A 21,495-nucleotide genomic window follows, 5' to 3' on the forward strand; every position below is an offset into this window, starting at 1 on the left:
ACAAATAGTATATTATTTTCCAGCTTTAAACAAAAACTCTTTTTCGGCTTTTGTTAAACTATCATAACCACTTTTACTAATTTTATCTAGAATGACATCTATTTTTTTCTGTTTATTAAACTGATCGAATTCCTCCTTTGAAAAACCCGCAACTTTACCAGACTTCTTTTTATAAACGGTTTTTAAGGGTGATTTTTTCGATTTTGAAAATAGGCTCATAAACTGATCCATATATTTCTCGAACCCCTTCCCAATATCTTGACCTTTAACTAATTGTTTCGCATAAAAATAACCTAAAATAGCGCCACCTAAATGTGCTAAATTACCACCAGCATTGCCAGAAACAGGATCATTTATGCCGGCAATGATGCCCAAAACATCAAAAGCAACAATGGCTGCACCAATATACCACAGCTTTAAATTAAAGGTGAAAAAACGCACCTCCATACTGGGCATATAAGCACATAAAAAAATCAATAATGCACGAACAGCTGCCGATGCGCCCACCAATCTAGTTGGCGATTGAAACAAACTCGGAAACAGGTTATAACCTAATAAAAATAAAAGTCCTCCTGAAATAGCACCTAAAAAATACACATTTAGTCCCATTTTTTTTGAGAACATATTATTAAACATGCCACCAATAAAATAAAGCCAAATCATATTAAAAAAGAAATGCCAAAAATCATAATGCACAAACGCATAAGTAATAACGCTCCATGGTTGAATTATAAACTCGCTAAATACACTCGGTAATTCAAACCACTGTAAATCGAATTTGAAAAGTAGCGTTACTAATAATCCGATTATAAAAACAGCAAAATTACCAACTATCAGCTTTTCAAAAACATTGAGATGCTGCAATTTTGTGCGGATATCTTGATTTAAGTTTGTCATACTAATCCCAACGGTTTTTGTTGAATTGTGTTTTTTTCCAATACCACATAATTAAAAACCCAGTTAAAGCGCCTCCAAGGTGGGCAACATAGGCCGTATTACTAGGACTAAAAAAGGATTGTCCCGTTATAGCCGAAATTAAATCTAATGCAATAATTCCCGGAATAAAATACTTGGCTTTAATAGGGACTGGCAGGAAAATCAACATTAATTTAGATTCTGGATACAACATGCCAAAGGCCACTAAAACCCCCATGATAGCACCAGAAGCACCAACCATGGTACTATTAAAAACACCTACAAATTGTTGCATTTTTGCTGCACCCATTATTTGTTGCCATCCTGTATTATACATACCTGAATTTAATGTTTCAAGTATTTGAGACTCACTAACACCGGCTTCGGTTAATGTGCTGAGTCCTGAATAAAAGGTAATATAATAGTAACCAATCATACAAAGGGCCGCGCCTAAACCCGCTGACAAGTAGAAAAATATGAATTTTTTAGCGCCAAAACGTTGTTCTACGGCCGTTCCAAACATCCATAACGCAAACATATTAAACAAAATATGCATAAAACCGCCATGCATAAACATATGTGTAATTATTTGCCAAGGCTGGAAGGCCACATTTTTAGGAAAGTGTAAGGCAAACCAATCGTAGAACACAGTATTCTCGCCCAGTGCCGCTCCTCCAACTGTAAGCGTACCTACAAACATAAGCACGTTTAAAATAATTAAATGTTTGACCGTATCGGTAATATTATTCATCATAAGATTTTACTTATATAAATTTTTTATCTATTTCATCCACGCTTATCGTAACGAAAGTTGCTTGATTTGTTGGTGAACTATTAGGGTCTTTACAAGCAAATAAACTATTCACTAAATGCTCTTGCTCCATCAAAGATAAGGATTGTCCTCTCTTAATAGCCAAACTCTTTGCCATGGATTTTGCCAATAAATCGGTTGCACTAAAATGAGTATCTGGCACTTCGTTTTCTATGTCACTAATCAGCTGTTCCAAAATAACAGTGACTTCACTCTCCGGAACACTAATTGGAACTCCTGAAATTTCAATATGATCATTATGAAAGTTAGCAAATACAAATCCAGTGTGTTCTAAATCTTCTTGTACTTCTTTTATACAATCCATTTCTTGTTGCGATAAAAACACTAATACAGGAAATAACAATTGCTGACTTACACTCTCTTTAATAGTAATATGCTTTAAGAAATTTTCATATAGAATTCGTTGGTGCGCACGATGTTGGTCAATTACCAACATACCCGATTTTATAGTACTAACTACATATTTATTATGAAGTTGATAGGTAGATTGTTTCACATCTAAACTGGAGTCGTCTTGAAACATATTACCGGTTTGTTCATCGCTCTCAAAACGCATTTCGTTGAAATCGGATGTCGATTTGGTTCCTTTAGATTCCATTCCAACATACAAACCTTCCCAACTTCCAGCTGGTTCTTTTTTGTACGATGTATTAAAAGATGCTTTAGATCGGGTTTCTTCTTGAAAGGGATTAAACGAACGATCCACTTCTATTTTAGGGGTTTTTGCTTGTTTATTTTCGAAATTATAAGGCGTATCAAAATTGGAATCCCGATCAAAATCTAAAACTGGCGCAATACTAAATTGCCCTAAACTATGTTTGACTGCCGACCGTAAAATAGCGTATAAAGTATGTTCGTCATCAAACTTAATTTCTGTTTTGGTTGGATGAATATTAATATCAATAGTTTGCGGATTTACGGTTAAGTCTAAAAAGTAACTCGCATGCGTTCCATCTTTTAGTAACCCATCAAAAGCAGAATTAATAGCGTGATTTAAATAAGCACTTTTTATAAAACGGTTATTCACAAAAAAGAATTGTTCGCCACGTGTTTTCTTGGCGTATTCGGGTTTTCCAACAAATCCTGAAACGGTTAAAACTTCGGTTGTTTCATTTACAGGCACCAATTTCTCATTGGTTTTTGCCCCAAAGATATTTACAATACGTTGTCTGAAATTACTGGAAGGCAACTGAAATGTTTCGCTGCCATTATGATACATAGAAAACTGAATAGATGGATGCGCTAAAGACACCCGGTGGAATTCATCAATAATATGTCGCAATTCAACCGTATTCGATTTTAAAAAATTACGTCGCGCTGGAATATTAAAAAAGAGGTTTTTTACAGCAATAGAGGTTCCTGTTGGTGTTACAACCACTTCTTGTTCTTTTACCTCGCTACCCTCAATAACTATTTGGGTGCCTACATCATCCGCTTCTTGCTTGGTTTTTAATTCCACATGGGCAATAGCGGCAATACTTGCCAAAGCTTCGCCACGGAATCCTTTGGTATGTAATTGAAACAAATCGTCAGCCGATTTAATTTTAGAGGTTGCATGACGTTCAAAACTAAAACGTGCATCGGTAACACTCATCCCTGAACCATTATCGATTACTTGAACAAGGGTTTTTCCAGCATCTTTAATAAGCAGTTTAATTTCTGAAGCTTGCGCATCAATGGCGTTTTCCAAAAGCTCTTTTACTACGGAAGCTGGTCTTTGAACAACTTCACCTGCAGCAATTTGATTGGCTACATGATCGGGTAATAATTGAATAATGTCTGCCATTAGTTTTCAGGAAGGAATATGGATAAATCGAAACCAATAATCAGTAAAAATATAAAAACTAAAACAGCTATAATGATCAATACACGTCTATTGGCATGTTCATCAGCATTGTTTTTATAATCGTCAGCGGTATTTATCTTTGTTTTTAAACCACCACTACTTCCAACGGTTGAGCGAAAATCATCGAACTTGTGTTTTATTTCGTACGGATTCTCATCACCTTTATAATAACGCGGTGTGTAGCTGTATTTTTTATTTTTTCGCTTACTAAAAACTCCCATAATTCTATATTATTCGTAGCCACTTAATATGTAAATCACTATTAAGATAGCAATCAAAAACAAGACCAAAAATAATGGTGAGGTAAGAAAACTACGTTTTCGCTTTCTATTACCCTTTAAACTTTGCCATTTTGTCTGAATATCATCTGGCTGATTTTTTTCAGGAACATCTTGGAATCTTGGTTTATAATTAAAGCTTTTATTTTTTTTAGCCAATGTACTTTCTAATTAGTTGCTTTAACTTCAAAAGTACTGAATTTACAAGGAAAAAGGACATTCAGATTGCCAAAAATTGTTAACAATATCCTGCTTGCTAGTCCATGAAGCTAGCTCATGTCTATTAAAATATATAAAATAAAATTTAAGAAATTAGGCTATTTACTTGTTCAATTCTGCCATTTTAATAGCAGCAATAGCCGCTTCAGTTCCTTTGTTTCCGTGTTTTCCACCCGAACGATCAATAGACTGTTGGATATTGTTATCGGTTAGTACGCAAAAAATAACAGGGACGTTATGTAAAACGTTAAGATCCTTAATTCCTTGAGCAACACCTTCACACACAAAATCGAAATGTTTGGTTTCGCCTTGGATTACACTTCCTATGGCAATAACAGCATCAACCGGTTGTTGTTGCATTTTTTTACAACCAAAAATTAATTCATAACTACCAGGAACATTCCAACGAATAATATTTTCTTTTGAAACATTATTATCTAACAAAGCGTCGATGGCGCCTTTGTAAAGTCCTTCTGTTATGGTATCATTCCATTCTGAAACAACAATCCCAAACCGAAAGTTCTTCGCGTTTGGGATTGTAGCTTTATCGTATTCTGATAAATTGTTATTTTCTGTAGCCATGTATTAGTTACTTGCCAAAGCCTCTGCTTTACCAATAAAGATGTCAATATTAGCACCTTCAGTCGACGTTGGATAGTTTTCTTTAATGTTTTTAAAATGCTTAAGCGCAACATCTGTTTTGCCTAAATCTAATGCTATAACACCTGCTTTGTATAAAAACATAGGTGTGGTAAATTCATTGGAACGCATTTTAGCAGCTTCTTCATAATAGCCTAAAGCATCTTCTTGTTGGTTTAATTGCACAAAGGCATCACCAATACAACCTTTGGCCATAGGCGCCAAAATTTCGTCATCTCCTGAAAAATTTCCTAAATACGAAACCGCATTTTTGTAATCTTTCATATTTAAATAGGCCATACCAGCGTAATAGTTAGCCATATTTGCAGATGGTGTTCCACCATACTCTGAAATAATATCTAACATACCAAATTTCCCTTCACCTCCATTTAAGGCTAAGCTAAATAAGGAATCTTTTTCAGCCGTTGCATTTACTGCTTGGTCATAATATTTTTGAGCTTGGTACATATCATTCATAGCTTCCGTTTGCTTTGGTTTTGCTATAAACTCGTTATACCCTAAATAACCTAAAACTACGGCGGCTACCAAACCTATAATAATGAAAATGTATTTCTGATTGGCAATTACCCAATCTTCAGTTTTGGAAGCACTTTCATCAAGTGTATTAAAAACTTCTGCCGTTGTTGAGTTCTCTTCAACATCATGCTGCTTTTCTTCTTTCGTTTCTGGTTTATATCCTCTCTTCTTGTACGTTGCCATATATTCTAAATTAATGCGGTGCAAAAATATAATATTTCTTTAGATTTGAAAGCCTATTTATTTGTTATTTTTCAATAATTTGCACATCCTTTAAACTGAACACCCTTTTAAGTTTCTTTTTACATGATTTTGAAATCCTTATCGGTACTGAATTATAAAAATTTTGATGAACGCAGCTTTGTTTTCAATGAGAAAATAAACTGTTTTGTTGGAAACAATGGCGTGGGTAAAACGAATGTATTAGATGCCATCTATCACCTATCGTTTGGGAAAAGTTACTTTAATCCTATTGCATCCCAAAACATTAAACACGACGAAGCTTTTTTTGTGGTAAATGGTGAATATGAAAAGGAAAATACGGCAGAAAAAATTGTGGTGAGTTTAAAACGTGGTCAGAAAAAGATTATAAAACGAAATGGCAAAATTTATGAAAAGTATAGCGACCATATTGGATTTTTGCCTTTAGTGATTATTTCGCCAGCCGATCGGGATTTAATTATTGAAGGAAGTGCAACCAGACGGAAATTTGTGGATGGTGTTATTTCGCAAAGCGATAAAAACTACCTGAATGCCTTATTAAAATACAATAAAATTTTAGCGCAGCGTAATTCGCTCTTAAAGTATTTTGCCTTAAACCATACCTTTAATAAGGATACTTTAGAGGTTTATAATTTACAACTCGATCAATACGGACATGAAATTCATGAGAAACGTCAAGCATTTTTAGAGTCCTTTATCCCTATTTTTAAGGCACGTTATGAAGCCATTAGCAGCGGCAACGAATCCGTAGAATTGGTGTATGAAAGTGATTTAACAGATAACCGATTGGAGGCCTTGTTAAAAACCGTTATTAATAAGGACAAGGCCATTCAATACACCAGTGTTGGTATTCATAAAGACGATTTAATATTTAACATTTCCGGACATCCAATTAAAAAATTCGGTAGTCAAGGACAGCAGAAATCATTTTTAATTGCTTTAAAATTGGCACAATTCGATTTTATAAAATCCAAAAGTCAGGTAAATCCTATTTTGCTATTGGATGATATTTTTGATAAATTAGACGAACAACGGGTATCCCAGATTATTAAATTGGTAGACGATGAAAATTTTGGTCAGCTTTTTATAAGCGATACACATGCGGACCGGACGGAAGCTGTTGTTAAGCAAGTGCATCAATCTTACGAAATTTTTAAACTTTAGAACCGTTTTCATTATGAAACAGAAACGTCAAAACCTTATCTTACTGCTCGTTACTGCGCTTGTTATTTCCAGTTGTACTAAAACCCCAGACGAGTCTTTAAAAAATCTTGAAGGGTATTGGGAAATTGAACGTGTTACCCTAAAAGATGGCCGTATTAAAGAATATAATTTTAATGATACAATTGACTTTATAAGTTTAGAGGATTCATTACAAGGCGTCCGAAAAAAAATGAAACCTAATTTCATGGGGACGTTTGAAACTTCTAAAGATGCGGAAACCTTCATTATTAAAATTGAAAATGATAACCTGAATGTATATTATACAACACCTTTTGATTCTTGGAAGGAAACCATTTTGTTAGTAACTAAAGAGCAATTAAAAGTCGTAAATAAGCATGAAGCCGTATTTTTGTATAAACGCTACAAACCTTTAAATTTAGACTAATGGCCAAACGTAATAATGAAAACTTAACAATTGCAGACGCACTTAAGGAGTTTGTGGAAACCAACCGGTTAGAACAGGGATTAAATGCGGTAAACGTGCAAGATGCATGGCAAAGCATGATGGGTAATGGTGTAAATAATTACACGACAGCCATTCAACTTAAAGGCGACACATTGTATGTGCAATTAAGTTCTAGTGTCCTGCGTGAAGAATTAAGTTACGGGAAAGAAAAAATTATTTCTATGCTTAACGAAAATTTAGGGAAGCACATTATTAAAGAATTGGTGCTGCGTTAGTTGGTAGTTAGTTGTTAGTTCATGAAATATTATTAGAAAAAAGTCCAACTATACGTTTAAAACAAAAAATCCCGCAGTTTGCGGGATTTTTTAGTATAATATAGGACTCAATTAGTCCTTAATCAATTTAATAACGGTATTTGCCGTTTTCGTATAGACTTTCATAAAGTATAAACCAGAGGCCACACGAGAAATATCTAAAGTAGTTGTTTCCTGAATTCCAGATAAATCTATAGACTTCACTAAACGTCCATTGATATCCATAACATCAGCTTTCACTAAATCTAAATTTCCAATATTCTTCATTGTAAATTGACCATTTGATGGATTAGGGTATACTTTTATACCATTTTCAACAGCTGTAAAATCTTCAATAGATAAAGCATAAGCACAATTATAAACCGTTAATTCATCTAAATACCAACCTTCTCGTCCATTGCAACCATCACTTCCTAAATCAAATCTAAACTGAACGGTACTATTTCCCATGACACCTAAAACAGATAAGTCTATAATACTTGTCCCCCAACTACCGCTATTTGAGCCACCATCAGACCCCGTAAAGGCCTCTTGACCTTCCATAGGGTTGTCATTTCCTTCTGAAGCTGGATTAATGACATCATTATAACCATTTATTATAAATGCCGAGGCAGGAATCAATATCCAATTACCTCCATCTAATTTATATTTAATATTTACACCATCCCAATTAGGTTCTGTTGAAACGTAATGATTGAAAGCCATTTCATACGTACCTTCATTAAAGTCTGGCATGGTAACAATAGGACTTTCTAAACTCATGATACCATTTTGAAAACTGTTTTGACAATTTCCTCCGTAGGTATCACCAATAGGCGCGTTTACTGCATAAACACCATTTCCAGCTCTGCCATTAGGCAGGCTAGTTCTCAATTCCCAATCTCTAGGGATCCAGGTTGACGAAGTTTGAGATTGGTTAACAGTCCAGCCATCTAAACCAGTCTCCCAATCCTCTGAAAATATGGGATTATCTAGGGCGTTCTCACATAAATCTGGAGCCGCACCAATTACTGCTGTAAATCCGCACTGCTCTGGTTCGATACGTAATTCTACGGCTAGAATAGCTTTTACTAATTCGTTATAATCAGCCATGGTTAAAATCTCATTAGAGGGTCCAGCAGCCGTTGCCACTGTAGATAATCCCTCTAAATTAATACCTAATAAATCTGTGCAAGATGCTTCAAGCGCGTCTGCCAACGTAAAGAAATCGCTAGTAGCCGTTAAATACGTGCTTTGGGCGCGCCAAAAAATATGGGCCGCTTTGGTCAAACCAATACCGTTAATAGTTTGTCCATTATAAGTGCCTCCATCAACTAAAAGCGCATAGGCGTGATTTGGAATTCCAGAATTAGAATGTACTCCTCCTGAATCACCTTCACCACAGCGGTATAAGCCATCGGTAACTTTTCCAGGATCGTTATTACAAGGTGGATTCCACATATCGCGAATAGCACCACCAAAGGCAGTAGCATCTTCGCCAATTCGCCAACGATCAGAACTATTGCAGCCCGTTCTTAAGGATACATCATCATCTTCATCTGCGTAATTATTTATTAAATCAACGGTTTCTCCCCATATATCTGAAAATGACTCATTCATAGCGCCCGATTGCCAAGCGTAAATTAAGCCACTCGTATATTCAGTATAAGCGTGTCCCCATTCATGTGCAATAACATCATCTGTTGCTGTACCATTACAATAATTAGCAGTTACACCATTCCAGTTAGCGTTTGGACAGTTAATATTTGGATTGTTGTTAATGGTTCGCATTTGTGCATCCGCATTATTATAAGATACGTACCCAAAAGCATTATTAAAAAAATTATAGACATGCCCTGAAGCCTCCACTTCATTACGTTGCCAAACCGTTAAACTGCCTGGAAAAGCATCGCCTTCTGTCCAAACTACTGTATTGGTGTTTCCTTCATATACCGTGCGATCTAACGCATGTGGCATACCTGTAAATTGCTCTACCAAAGTACCATCATGTGCATTGATATAAACATATTCTCTAACATCTGCATTGTTTCTAGCTTCCACCTCATAGACCAAATAGCTAGATCCTAAATTATTTTCAATAAGACCTTTTTGAAAAACAAATAAATTTGTCTCATTCGCAAAAACGGTTTCACCAGAATAGTTAATATCCTGTTTAGCTAATACGTTTAGAGCTACTGCATTTGCCGCTTGTTCTGAAATGCTGGGAACAGGAGGTACTTTAATATTTGCAATGTAATTACCATTTATGGCCGTTAGCTGATTAGAATGATTAAAATGGAAACGCAATTGGCCATCAAAAACAGGAACACCTTGATGTTGCTGAATAAGGGTTACCGTTTGAAAACCATAGTTGTCTTTTTTAGCGGGTTGAAATGTAAAGTTGCTTAAATCTTGACTGTCATTAAACAGCCCTGTATAGGTTTCTAAAAACGTTCGGATTTTTTCTTGAAGCGTACCACCAGATAATGTTAGTGGTTGATTTACGGGGAATTTAATAAACTCGGGAATTCCAGATTGGACATTCACCGAAACATGCGCTTGCGTAACTATTTGTAATTCATTGATAGCTTTTTGCGAGTTTTGGGCTATTAATAAGGTAGAAAATAGGACACAAACTAATAATACATAGTTTGTTTTTTTCATAAAATTCTTTTTTAGAATTCAGTAAAGGTAATACTTAGAATAAAAAAAGCCTAAAATGAATAACATTTTAGGCTTTTTAATTTTTATTGTGCTTTTAATTAAAACATCTCACGTCCAGAAAAATGGAATGCGCTTTCAATAGCTGCATTTTCATCGCTATCACTTCCGTGAACTGCGTTTTCTCCCATAGAAGTTGCATATAACTTACGAATAGTTCCTTCAGCAGCATCAGCAGGATTTGTAGCACCAATTAAGCTTCTAAAATCTTCAACAGCATTATCTTTTTCTAATATAGCTGCTACAATTGGACCACGTGTCATGAACTCAACCAACTCACCAAAAAATGGACGCTCGTTATGTACAGCATAAAACGCTTCAGCATCAGCTTGTGTCATTTGTGTTTTTTTCAATGCGACGATTCTAAAGCCTGAAGCATTGATTTTCTCTAAAATTGCGCCAATGTGTCCGTTTTCAACTGCATCTGGCTTAAGCATGGTAAATGTTCTATTTGTTGCCATTCTTTTGTTTAAGTTATATTTCTATTAATAGATTCTAATTAAGAAAAGCAATTTACTATCTAAATTTCTTTCCTTTAAATTTCGTGCAAAAGTAATGTATTTCTTAATAAAAACCATATAAACCAATACTAAAAAATTGTATATTCGTCACCTATGAAAAAAGAAGCTATTTCAGACATCAAACAACTGCTCCGATCACCAAAAAAAATGGTTATTGTTCCGCATAAGAATCCAGATGGTGATGCTATTGGTTCAACCTTAGGACTCTATCACTATTTAAGGATACATAATCAAGAAGCTGTAATTATTGCACCTAATGATTATCCCGAATTTCTAAAATGGATGCCAGGCGAAGACAGCATTTTAAAATATGACACAGATTCAGAAAAATGTGATGCCTTAATTCAGGATGCGGATATCATTTTTACGTTAGATTTTAATGCGTTAAACCGAACGGGAAATATGGAACCGGCTTTAAAAGCTAGCTCTGCTATGAAAATAATGATAGATCATCATCAACAACCAGATGATTATGCCACCTATATGTATTCGGATGTTAGTATGAGTTCCACCTGCGAAATGGTGTATCATTTTATTGCTATGCTAGATGACAAAAACCTTATCAATCAAGATATTGCTACGTGTTTATATACTGGAATTATGACAGATACAGGGTCGTTTCGTTTTGCTTCAACTACAAGCGAAACACACCGTGTTACGGCTTTCTTAATTGATAAAGGCGCCCAACATTCTGAAATCCATAATGCGGTTATGGATGCTAATAGTTTTGAGCGTATGCAACTTTTAGGCTGTGCATTAACTAATTTAAAGGTTATTCCAGAATCTAGGACAGCCTTTATAACGTTATCTCAAGACGAATTAAACACCTACAATTATAAAAAAGGTGATACAGAAGGCTTTGTAAATTATGCATTATCCCTTCAAAATATTATTTTTGCTGCTATATTTATTGAAGATAAACAAAACAATATTATTAAAATATCGTTACGTTCTAAAGGCGACTTTTCCGTGAATGAATTTGCACGTGCACATTTTGAAGGCGGTGGTCATACTAATGCAGCGGGTGGGAAGAGCGATTTGTCGCTTCCAGAAACGGTTGAAAATTTTATTAGTATATTACCCGCTTATAACAATGCCCTGAAAAATGAATAGATTTTTAGTTATAATATGTCTACTACTAACTGCTTTTGCCTGTAAATCACCAGAAGCAAGACGTCCCATTTCTGCTAAATCGGGTTCGTTTATTGATCAGTCTGTAGAACGTAATAAAAATTTAATAAAAAAGGAACGCGCTGTTTTTGAAACCATAATGGCTAAAGATTCTGTAACAGATTATATAGCTTCCAACAGTGGATTCTGGTATTATTACCAAACCAAAGCGGCAGACTCATTACTAACTCCTGAATTTGGGGATATTGTGACTTATAACTATACTATTAAAGATATTAATGAAACAGTAATATATAGTCAAGCCGACTTAAAGCAGCAAACCTACATCATGGATAAGCAGGAATTGTTTACCGGATTGCGCGAAGGTTTAAAACTAATGCGTGAAGGCGAAACGGTTACATTTTTATTTCCTTCCCAAAAAGCGTATGGCTATTATGGAGACGAGAATAAAATAGGCACCAATGTGCCACTTATATGTGAAGTTTCATTGATAGACATAAAAACAACAGAACCCAATTAAATTGATATAAACACTTATTTAAAACTCAAAAATGAACACATTGAAACATACCATGAAATTATTAGTATTGGCACTTTTAGTAAGTTTTACATCTTGCAGTCAGCAGTATCCTGATTTAGAAGATGGACTTTACGCGGAATTTGTGACCAACAAGGGTACCATGGTTACCAAATTATTTTACGGCAAAGTTCCCGTAACAGTTGCCAATTTTGTGGCATTAGCAGAAGGTACACACCCTAATGTTTCCGATGCTTATAAAGGAAAGCGTTATTATGACAGTTTAACATTTCACCGTGTTATCGATAAATTTATGATTCAGGGTGGCGACCCTACAGGAACAGGATCTGGAGATCCTGGTTACAAATTTACCGATGAATTTCACCCAGATTTAAAACATACAAAACCAGGTATGCTTTCCATGGCTAATTCGGGACCAAACACAAATGGTAGTCAATTTTTCATAACAGAAGGACCAACACCGCATTTAGATAATAAGCACTCTGTTTTTGGGGAAGTTGTTATTGGCATGGACGTATTAGATACTATTTCTAATGTAGCCGTGGAACCAGGAAGTAACAAACCGGTAGTACCAGTTATTATTGAAAAATTAAATATCATTAGAAAAGGTAAAGCTGCGGAAGGTTTTAATGCTGCTGAAGTATATAAAGAAGAACTGCCTAAAGTATTAGAAAAGCAAGAAGCTTTAAAAGAAGCGGCTCGCGAAAAAATTAAAGAATCGGCTAGCGTGGCTGCAGAAGCATTTATTGCTAAAAATGCAGACTTAAATGGAACCGTTAAAAAACTAGATACAGGCGTGGTTATGATTTTTACGGAAGAAGGTGAAAACACGAAGCCATCAAGTGCAGATAAAGTACTAGTTAATTATGCTGGTTTCTTTGAGGATGGTCGTTTATTTGATACAAGCTGGGCCGAAGTTGCTAAAGCAAACAACGCGTATAACGAACAACGTGATGCACAAGGTGGTTACAAACCATTTGCTATGATTTATAATGAAACTGCTGGATTGGTTCCTGGTTTTAGAGAAGCCATGTTAAATATGAATGTTGGGAATAAAGCCAAAGTATTTATCCCTTCATATTTAGGATATGGTGAAAATGGCTCTGGTCCTATTCCTCCAAACTCAAATTTAATTTTCGAATTAAAAATTGAAGGTATTCAAGGAAAACAATAATCCAAACACCCTATAAAAAAAGCCGCGTTTCTAGTTTAGAAACGCGGCTTTTTTATGGTATTAATTGATTTATTTTATTGCTTCTTCGGGATATTCTTTAAAATCTCTAAAACAAATTTCCAGTATTTTTGTGCTGATGAAATTTGGGCACGTTCATCTGGACTATGCGCTCCTTTAATATTAGGTCCAAAACTAATCATATCCATCTCTGGATAGTTCTGACCTAAAATACCACATTCCAATCCTGCGTGACAAGCAGCAACGTGTGGCTTTTCATCATTCATATCTATATAAAGCGTTTCTAAAACTTGTAATATTTTAGAATCCATATTTGGTGTCCATCCTGGATATTCGCCTGAAAACTCTACTTCACATCCGGTTAATTCAAAAGTAGCTCGTAAACTATTGGCTAAATCCCATTTTGCACTTTCAACTGAAGATCGTGTTAAACAGGCTATTTCTATATTACCATCTTTTATAACAACACGGGCAATATTATTTGAGGTCTCCACCAAGTCCTTAATATCTGCACTCATTCTATACACACCATTTACGGCCGCATACAATGCACGCGTAACACCTTCTTGAACACCTAAATCCATAATGTTTTCAGGCGTTTCTACTTTGGAAACTTCAATTTTTAAATCGGGTTCCATCGTTTTTAGCTCGGTTTGAATAACCTGCGCATAGTCTGCCATTTCGGCAACAAAAGCATCTTCATGAATGGAATCGATGGCAACAATAGCATGACTTTCACGTGGAATGGCATTGCGTAAGCTACCGCCATTAATTTCAGAAATACGTAAACCAAAATTCTCAAAACCATCAAATAATAAACGGTTCATAATTTTATTAGCATTTCCTAAACCTTCGTGAATTTGCATCCCGGAATGACCACCTTGTAAGCCTTTTACAGTAATGGCATACCCGGTTTTAAATTCTGGTGTTTCTTCTTCTTTGTAGGTTCTTCTAGCAGTTACATCAACACCGCCTGCGCAACCTACTCCAATTTCATCATCTTCTTCCGTGTCTAAGTTTTTAAAAGTATTTCGCCTTGCAGCAAACCGCCTTCAAGTCCCATAGCGCCTGTCATTCCCGTTTCCTCATCAATAGTAAATAAGGCTTCTATTGCTGGATGTTCAATATCAGTGCTTTCTAAAATGGCCATAATAGTAGCCACACCTAACCCGTTATCGGCTCCTAGCGTTGTGCCTTTGGCACGCACCCAATCGCCATCAATATACATATCAATTCCTTGGGTGTCGAAATCGAAATCTGTATCATTATTTTTTTGATGCACCATGTCTAAATGCGACTGCATGACAATGGCTATTCTATCTTCCATGCCTTTTGTTGCTGGCTTTCTTATAATGACATTTCCTACGCTATCTTCTATAGTTTCAAGACCTAATTTTTGACCGAAATCCTTCATAAATGCTATAACCCGTTCTTCTTTTTTTGAAGGTCGTGGTACCGCATTTAAATCGGCAAATTTATTCCATAAGGCTTTTGGTTCTAGTTCTCGTATTGCTTCGTTCATATCTGTATTTTTTAAGTTTTACAAAGGTAATTATAATGTATAGAGTAATAAAACAATTCCTTATTTTTGAAATATGCAGAAAAACCCAAAGCTTTTAATAGCGCTCGCGCTTATCCCACAGATTATCCTTATTAATATTTTGGCGCAATTTCCAGAATTTGTAGAAACCTATTACAGTCATGGAATTTACCAATGGGTTTCTGCCATATCCCGTTATGTTTTTGGTTGGATGCCATTTTCTTTTGGCGATATTTTTTATGCAGCAGCCATCATTTTCATAATCCGTTGGTTGCTTATAACTAGAAAACGGATTTTTAAAGATTTTAAAAATTGGATTATTGATATTTTCGCAACCATCTCTTTAATCTATTTCGCTTTTCATGTTTTTTGGGCTTTTAATTATTACCGATTACCGCTTCATAAAAACCTGAATCTGAAAGCCGATTATTCAACCGAAGAACTTATAATGGTTACCGAAAAATTAATAGAAAAATCGAATGCACTTCATGTTAAGGTAGCTATTAACGATACCGTAAAAGTAAATCTACCCTATACTAAAAAAGACATTTTAAACATGGCGCCTTTGGGTTACATACAATTACAAAAGCAGTATCCACATTTGGAATACCACCCAAAGAGTATTAAAATGTCCTTGTTTAGTGTACCGCTAACGTATATGGGATTTAGCGGCTATCTAAATCCTTTAACCAATGAAGCTCAAGTAGACGCACTCATTCCCGTATATAAATTCCCAACAACCGTTTCTCATGAAATTGCGCATCAGTTAGGTTATGCTGCCGAGAATGAAGCTAATTTTATTGGGAGTCTGGCTGCCATGTCACATACAGACCCTTATTTTAAATACAGTGGAACAACCTTCGCGTTACGCCATTGCTTAATGGAAGTTTTTAGGCGAAATCCCGAAAAATATCAAGAACTATTATTGACCATCAATATAGGTATTCTGAAAAACTATCAAGAAGTTCAAGATTTTTGGAGGCGTTATCAAAACATCACAGAACCCGTTTTTAAAGAAACTTATAATTCCTTTTTAAAGGCCAATAACCAACAAGGTGGTATGAAAAGTTACAGCTACGTTGTAGCCCTTTATGTGAATTACTTTTTGGAATCCTAAACATAATGTTAAAAAAAATCCAATTCATTTAGCACCCATTTCTTATTACTTATATTTAAGTTTTTAAATTTCAAACCAACCTAAACCCATGAAACAACTCCTTACGCTTTTGTGTTTTGTGTTCAGCACAACGCTGTTTTCACAAAACTATTTCCCAAAAAATGATGGTGTAAAAACTGAAAGTTATAATTACCATGCTTTCACCAATGCAACCCTTCACATTTCCCCAACAGAAACCCTTGAAAATGCCACATTATTAATTAAAGATGGCAAAGTTATTTCTAGTGGAAAACAAGTTCAAATTCCAGAAAATACTACAGTTATCAATCTGGAAGGCAAACACATTTATCCCTCATTTGTGGATATATACTCATCGTTTGGAACCAAAAAACCAACACGTGCAGAAAACTCAAACAGCCCACAATATGATGCCTCACGCGAGGGTTACTATTGGAATGACCATATTAAACCCGAACAAAATGCTATTGAAGGTTATGCCTTTGATGCTAAAACAGCAACCGAATTACGCGAAGCTGGTTTTGGAACCGTAAACACCCATATTCCAGATGGCATTATTCGTGGAACAGGTAGCTTAATTGCGCTATCCCCAAGTGGAACAGATGCCTCTCGCATTTTATCAGATCGTTCTGCACAGTATTTGTCAACCAGCAAAAGTGTTACGTCTAGACAAGCATATCCAACCTCTTTAATGGGAGCTATGGCGTTAATTAGACAAGTAAACTATGATGCTGATTGGTATGCCAAAGGTTTATCAGAAACAAAAGACCGATCATTAGAAGCGTTCAATAACAATAAAGATTTAGTTCAAATAATTGATGCAGGAAGTAAAATGAACGACTTGCGTATGGACAAAGTTGGAGACGATGTAAACACCCAATATGTTATTGTTGGTGGTGGTGATGAGTATGAGTTAATTCAAGAAATTAAAGCTACAAATGCATCATTCATTATACCTATCAATTTTCCAGATGCATTTGATATGGAAGATCCCATCATGGCAAACACAGCAAGCTTATCGGATATGCGTGAGTGGAACCAAAAACCAAGCAATCCTGCTGTTTTACATAAAAACGATGTGCCTTTTGCCCTCACCTTACACGACTTAAAAAAACCGTCTGAATTTATGCCAAACTTGCAAAAAGCCATTGAATACGGTTTGGATGAAACAGCAGCTTTAGCAGCATTAACAACCGTTCCTGCTAAAATTATAGGAAAAAGTAATGAAATAGGAACCCTTAAAAATGGATCTTATGCAAATTTCTTAATTACGTCTGGAACTATCTTCGATACCAAAACAACGCTTTATGAAAACTGGGTTTTAGGTAACAGACACGAAATTGTACCCATGAATACAAAAGATATTCGTGGCGATTATGAGTTGCAAGTTGCCGGAACGACATACGATTTAAAAATTTCTGGTGAAATTTCGAAGTTAAAAGCAACGGTTAAAACAGATACGCAAAAACTAGGCTCAAAAATTACATTGACTGATGATTGGTTAGCATTAACGTTCTCCAGTATAGATACCACAAAACAAGATTTTGTAAGACTTTCAGCTAAAATTACCAACACTCCAAATATAAGTGGGGCTGCTATTTTACCAAATGGAAATGAAACCACTTTTTATGCAAAAAAACTAGAATCGAAAGCCGCTGAAAAATCAGATGACTCCGACGATGATGACAACAAGGAATCTAAATCTGATGTAAGGATATTTCCAGTTACGTTTCCTAATGAAGCCTATGGTTTTACTGAAAGACCAAAACAACAAACCATTTTATTTCAAAATGCTACGGTTTGGACTAATGAAGAAGCTGGTATTTTAAAAAACACCGATGTCCTTGTTAAAGATGGTAAGATTGCTAAAATTGGCAACAATTTAAGCGCCGGAAATGCTATGGTTATTGATGCCACAGGGAAACACATTACTTCTGGTGTTATTGATGAACATTCGCATATTGCAACAGCAGCGGTAAACGAAGCTGGTCAAAACTCCACCGCCGAGGTTACTATTGAAGATGTTGTAGATTCAGATGATATAAACATATACAGAAACTTATCTGGAGGTGTTACAACCATTCAAATTTTGCATGGTTCAGCAAATCCTATTGGTGGTCGCTCTGCAATAATTAAATTGAAATGGGGCGAGTCAGCACAAAACTTAATCTTTCCAAATAGTCCTAAATTCATCAAGTTTGCTTTGGGTGAAAACGTAAAACAATCCAACTGGGGCGACTATTCGCGTTCCCGTTTTCCGCAAACCAGAATGGGTGTGGAACAAGTGTATACGGATTATTTCACCAGAGCAAAAGAATACGAAGCTTTAAAGAAAAGTGGTAAACTGTATCGTAAAGATTTAGAAATGGAAACCCTTGTTGAAATTTTAAATAAAGACCGCTTTATTAGTTGTCATTCCTACGTTCAAAGTGAAATTAATATGTTAATGGAAGTTGCCGAACGTTTCAACTTTAATATAAATACGTTTACACATATTTTAGAAGGTTATAAAGTAGCTGATAAAATGAAAGAACACGGCGTTGGAGCTTCTACTTTTAGTGATTGGTGGGCTTATAAATATGAAGTGAATGATGCCATTCCATACAATGCCGCTATACTTCATAATCAAGGTATTGTAACCGCTATTAATAGTGATGATGCTGAAATGTCTAGACGATTAAATCAAGAAGCGGCTAAAGCAATCAAATATGGTGGTGTTAGTGAAGAAGAGGCATGGAAAATGGTGACATTAAACCCGGCCAAATTATTACATATCGATGATCGTGTTGGTAGCGTGAAGGTTGGTAAAGATGCTGATATGGTACTATGGAACGGCCACCCAATGTCTATTTACACCAAAGCTGAAAAAACCCTAATTGAAGGAAAAGTTTATTTTGATATGGATCGTGATAAGCAAATTCGCGAAAGCATAAAACAAGAGAAAAACGAATTAACAACGATGATGTTGCAAGCCAAAAACAAAGGTTTAAAAACCAAACCCGTTGTTAAGAAAGTAGATGAACATTTCCATTGTGACACGATTTAATACTCTAAAAGAAAATAAGATGAAACATTATACTATATACATCCTTGTTATTACGCTATTTGTAGGAAGCTTTTCCTTTGCGCAACAAACACCAGGATCCAAACAAATTAAACCCATTGCTATTGTTGGCGCTACCGCACACATTGGAAATGGTCAAGTAATTGAAAATTCTGTGATTGTTTTTGAAAACGGAAAAATCACATCGGTGAATACAACAAATTCCAACACGTCTGGCATGACTATTATTGATGCCAAGGGTAAACACGTGTATCCCGGATTTATTGCAGCCAATTCTGCTTTAGGATTAGTAGAAGTCGATGCTGTAAGAGCTTCGGACGATCAAGATGAAGTTGGCGGTATGATTCCACATGTACGCAGTTTAATTGCTTACAACACAGAATCTAAAGTCGTAGAATCCATGCGTCCAAATGGCGTGTTAATGGCACAAGTATCGCCTAAAGGTGGTCGTATTTCTGGAACCTCATCCATTGTTCAATTGGATGCTTGGAATTGGGAAGATGCTGCTATAAAAACAGATGATGCTATTCACCTTAATTGGCCAAGTGCTTTTTCTAGAGGTCGTTGGTGGTTGGGAGAACCTGCAGGTTTAAAACCAAACAAAGACTATGCTGAACAAGTAAACGAGGTCGCTGCTTTTATTACCGACAGTAAAGCCTATTTAAAAGGTGATAAAAAACCTATAAACTTACCTTTTGAAGCGATGCAAGGTTTGTACAATGGTAAGCAAAAATTGTTTGTTCATGTAAATGATGAAAAAGGAATTACAGACGCTATTCATTTTGCAAAAGATCATAAGATGGAGCAATTAGTTATTGTGGGTGGTGCAGAAGCATATAAAGTCACCGGATTATTGAAACAAAACAACATACCTGTTTTAATTAATACACCACACACATTGCCTGCCAATGATGATCAAGATTATGATTTACCATTTAAATTAGGAAAACTTTTATATGACGCAGATGTTCTTGTAGGCATTCAAGTTGGAAATGCGGAAAACTTCCAAACACGTAATTTACCATTCTACGCAGGCACTTGCGCAGCGTACGGGATGGATAAAGAAGAAGCTCTAAAATTAATCACATCTAACAACGCTAAAATACTAGGTATTGATGCCTTTGTTGGTACTTTAGAAGCAGGAAAAGATGCCACACTTTTTATTAGTGAAGGTGATGCTTTGGATATGCGCACCAATATTTTAACACGAGCTTTTATCCAAGGTCGTGAAATAAGTTTAGAAAGTCACCAAACAGAATTATGGAGACGTTATTCTGAAAAGTATAAGAATCAGTAAGTTTTACGAATATAAAGTGCAAAAAAAAGGCGAGCTAATTTTAATCAGCTCGCCTTTTTGTATTTTAACATATTAAATCTAATTAATAAATTCAGCTTTTTCTGGTTTGACAAATTTTGAAGATGCAATTTCATTTTTAGAAAGCTTAACATCTATAAATTCAGTGCTTTGTTTAGCTTCCGTAGGCTTGTCATCTTTGTAGCCATAACCCACAATTGTTTTAGGCAATAATAAGCCATTCACGTTTTGCCAATTATCATACCTTCTAAAGTGTAATTCTTTTTTATCTATACCTGGAACAAAACTAACCGTATACCCTAACCATTCCATGTGGTAAGTTGTTGGGTTGTAATACAACACATAGCGGTCATCAGACGTTTCTCCAACACCTGCATTGTAAGTAATTTGAATTCCAGGATACGTTACGCCTTCAACAACCAAAGGCTCTGCGTCTGCATAATTAATTCCGTCATCAGACAAAATAAAGGGCATGGCATAAAAATAAAACATTAAATTGTAACCATATTTTGGATCATATCCTTTGTAGGCTTCTTCCGTTTTATTTAAAAGCCAAACCTGCTCTCCATTAAAACCAATAGTTGATTCCGGATTGTCTAGTAATGCTTCTCTGGAATTTAAATTTGTCATTATCACTTCCTTTCCATCCGGCTTATCCATAGTAAAAATCAAAGATTTCATTGCTTTCCAAGTGTCTAATCCGCCATGTGCATCAAATACTTTAGTCAGATTTTCTGGATAGTTTTTATTTTTAGCTTCTTGAACGTTTAATGTGTCTTCTGTTTGCGCTTTAGAGATTATTGTTTCTGGCTCCGCCTTATTTTCTTTACATGCCGAAAAAACAAATAAAAGTGTTACAGCAAAAAAATAGTTTTTCATAAAATCGTTTCTTTTAGTGGTTATACTGCTTTGTCGAATTTCAAAAGT

Annotated in this window: 18 protein-coding genes and 1 pseudogene; 9 read left to right on the top strand and 10 right to left on the bottom strand. The window is 35.5% G+C overall.

Annotated elements, in window-relative coordinates; genetic code table 11:
• Window positions 1-12: 12 nt before the first annotated feature.
• The 6 genes from GMA17_RS07700 to GMA17_RS07725 form a co-directional block, all read right to left on the bottom strand.
• Window positions 13-897, bottom strand: a complete 885-nt coding sequence (locus GMA17_RS07700; RefSeq protein ID WP_248395031.1) for a rhomboid family intramembrane serine protease — start codon at window positions 895-897, stop codon at window positions 13-15.
• A 1-nt stretch (window position 898) separates the two neighbouring features.
• On the bottom strand, window positions 899-1,666 hold the full coding sequence (locus GMA17_RS07705; RefSeq protein ID WP_248400631.1) for a rhomboid family intramembrane serine protease: 768 nt from the start codon (window positions 1,664-1,666) through the stop codon (window positions 899-901).
• A 13-nt stretch (window positions 1,667-1,679) separates the two neighbouring features.
• Window positions 1,680-3,533, bottom strand: a complete 1,854-nt coding sequence (gene mutL / locus GMA17_RS07710) for a DNA mismatch repair endonuclease MutL (RefSeq protein WP_248395032.1) — start codon at window positions 3,531-3,533, stop codon at window positions 1,680-1,682.
• The gene (locus GMA17_RS07715) at window positions 3,533-3,814 is read right to left on the bottom strand and encodes a riboflavin synthase subunit beta (protein ID WP_248395033.1); all 282 of its coding nucleotides are present in this window, start codon (window positions 3,812-3,814) and stop codon (window positions 3,533-3,535) included. The genes mutL and GMA17_RS07715 overlap by 1 nt, the downstream gene beginning before the upstream one ends.
• A 378-nt stretch (window positions 3,815-4,192) precedes the next feature.
• Window positions 4,193-4,672 carry a 6,7-dimethyl-8-ribityllumazine synthase gene (gene ribH, locus GMA17_RS07720; RefSeq protein WP_248395034.1) on the bottom strand — a complete coding sequence of 160 codons (480 nt, stop codon included), beginning with the start codon at window positions 4,670-4,672 and terminating at the stop codon, window positions 4,193-4,195.
• Between the two features lie 3 nt (window positions 4,673-4,675).
• Complete coding sequence (locus GMA17_RS07725; RefSeq protein ID WP_248395035.1) at window positions 4,676-5,449, bottom strand: tetratricopeptide repeat protein; 774 nt, start codon at window positions 5,447-5,449, stop codon at window positions 4,676-4,678.
• A 123-nt stretch (window positions 5,450-5,572) separates the two neighbouring features.
• Between GMA17_RS07725 and GMA17_RS07730 the strand changes: the two genes are divergently transcribed.
• The 3 genes from GMA17_RS07730 to GMA17_RS07740 are packed head-to-tail and all read left to right on the top strand — an operon-like array spanning window position 5,573 to window position 7,393.
• On the top strand, window positions 5,573-6,652 hold the full coding sequence (locus GMA17_RS07730; RefSeq protein WP_248395036.1) for a DNA replication/repair protein RecF: 1,080 nt from the start codon (window positions 5,573-5,575) through the stop codon (window positions 6,650-6,652).
• Between the two features lie 13 nt (window positions 6,653-6,665).
• The gene (locus GMA17_RS07735; RefSeq protein WP_248395037.1) at window positions 6,666-7,097 is read left to right on the top strand and encodes a hypothetical protein; all 432 of its coding nucleotides are present in this window, start codon (window positions 6,666-6,668) and stop codon (window positions 7,095-7,097) included.
• Window positions 7,097-7,393 carry a DUF721 domain-containing protein gene (locus tag GMA17_RS07740; protein ID WP_248395038.1) on the top strand — a complete coding sequence of 99 codons (297 nt, stop codon included), beginning with the start codon at window positions 7,097-7,099 and terminating at the stop codon, window positions 7,391-7,393. Before GMA17_RS07735 ends, GMA17_RS07740 begins: the two co-directional genes overlap by 1 nt.
• 111 nt (window positions 7,394-7,504) lie before the next feature.
• Here the strand turns inward: GMA17_RS07740 and GMA17_RS07745 are convergent, their stop codons facing one another.
• Both GMA17_RS07745 and GMA17_RS07750 read right to left on the bottom strand, forming a co-directional pair.
• Entirely contained in the window at window positions 7,505-10,075 is a 2,571-nt protein-coding gene (locus tag GMA17_RS07745) for a M4 family metallopeptidase (protein WP_248395039.1), read from the bottom strand.
• 98 nt (window positions 10,076-10,173) lie between these two features.
• On the bottom strand, window positions 10,174-10,593 hold the full coding sequence (locus GMA17_RS07750) for a nucleoside-diphosphate kinase (protein WP_066255829.1): 420 nt from the start codon (window positions 10,591-10,593) through the stop codon (window positions 10,174-10,176).
• Between the two features lie 153 nt (window positions 10,594-10,746).
• On the opposite strand from GMA17_RS07750, the gene GMA17_RS07755 reads away from it, so the two are divergent.
• From GMA17_RS07755 to GMA17_RS07765, 3 genes are read left to right on the top strand one after another with little or no spacing between them, the layout of a single operon-like run.
• A complete protein-coding gene (locus GMA17_RS07755) occupies window positions 10,747-11,766 on the top strand; it encodes a bifunctional oligoribonuclease/PAP phosphatase NrnA (RefSeq protein ID WP_248395040.1) in 1,020 nt (339 codons plus the stop codon).
• Entirely contained in the window at window positions 11,759-12,304 is a 546-nt protein-coding gene (gene gldI / locus GMA17_RS07760; RefSeq protein WP_248395041.1) for a gliding motility-associated peptidyl-prolyl isomerase GldI, read from the top strand. Before GMA17_RS07755 ends, gldI begins: the two co-directional genes overlap by 8 nt.
• Window positions 12,305-12,335: 31 nt before the next feature.
• A complete protein-coding gene (locus GMA17_RS07765; protein ID WP_248395042.1) occupies window positions 12,336-13,496 on the top strand; it encodes a peptidylprolyl isomerase in 1,161 nt (386 codons plus the stop codon).
• 74 nt (window positions 13,497-13,570) lie between these two features.
• On the opposite strand, the pseudogene GMA17_RS07770 reads toward GMA17_RS07765, so the two are convergent.
• Window positions 13,571-15,036, bottom strand: a pseudogene (locus GMA17_RS07770) (aminoacyl-histidine dipeptidase).
• A gap of 73 nt (window positions 15,037-15,109) precedes the next feature.
• Here GMA17_RS07770 and GMA17_RS07775 point away from each other — a divergent pair.
• The 3 genes from GMA17_RS07775 (at window position 15,110) to GMA17_RS07785 (ending at window position 20,550) form a co-directional block, all read left to right on the top strand.
• A complete protein-coding gene (locus tag GMA17_RS07775) occupies window positions 15,110-16,171 on the top strand; it encodes a DUF3810 domain-containing protein (protein WP_248395043.1) in 1,062 nt (353 codons plus the stop codon).
• Between the two features lie 88 nt (window positions 16,172-16,259).
• Window positions 16,260-19,235, top strand: coding sequence for an amidohydrolase family protein (locus tag GMA17_RS07780; RefSeq protein ID WP_248395044.1), 2,976 nt, complete (start codon window positions 16,260-16,262; stop codon window positions 19,233-19,235).
• Between the two features lie 19 nt (window positions 19,236-19,254).
• Window positions 19,255-20,550: an amidohydrolase family protein gene (locus GMA17_RS07785; protein WP_248395045.1), complete on the top strand. Its 1,296-nt coding sequence runs from the start codon at window positions 19,255-19,257 to the stop codon at window positions 20,548-20,550.
• 78 nt (window positions 20,551-20,628) lie between these two features.
• On the opposite strand, the gene GMA17_RS07790 is transcribed toward GMA17_RS07785, so the two are convergent.
• Window positions 20,629-21,447, bottom strand: a complete 819-nt coding sequence (locus GMA17_RS07790) for a DUF6503 family protein (RefSeq protein WP_248395046.1) — start codon at window positions 21,445-21,447, stop codon at window positions 20,629-20,631.
• Between the last annotated feature and the right edge of the window lie 48 nt (window positions 21,448-21,495).

The organism is Bizionia sp. M204 (assembly GCF_023205095.1).
Lineage (GTDB): Bacteria > Bacteroidota > Bacteroidia > Flavobacteriales > Flavobacteriaceae > Algorimicrobium > Algorimicrobium hallyeonense.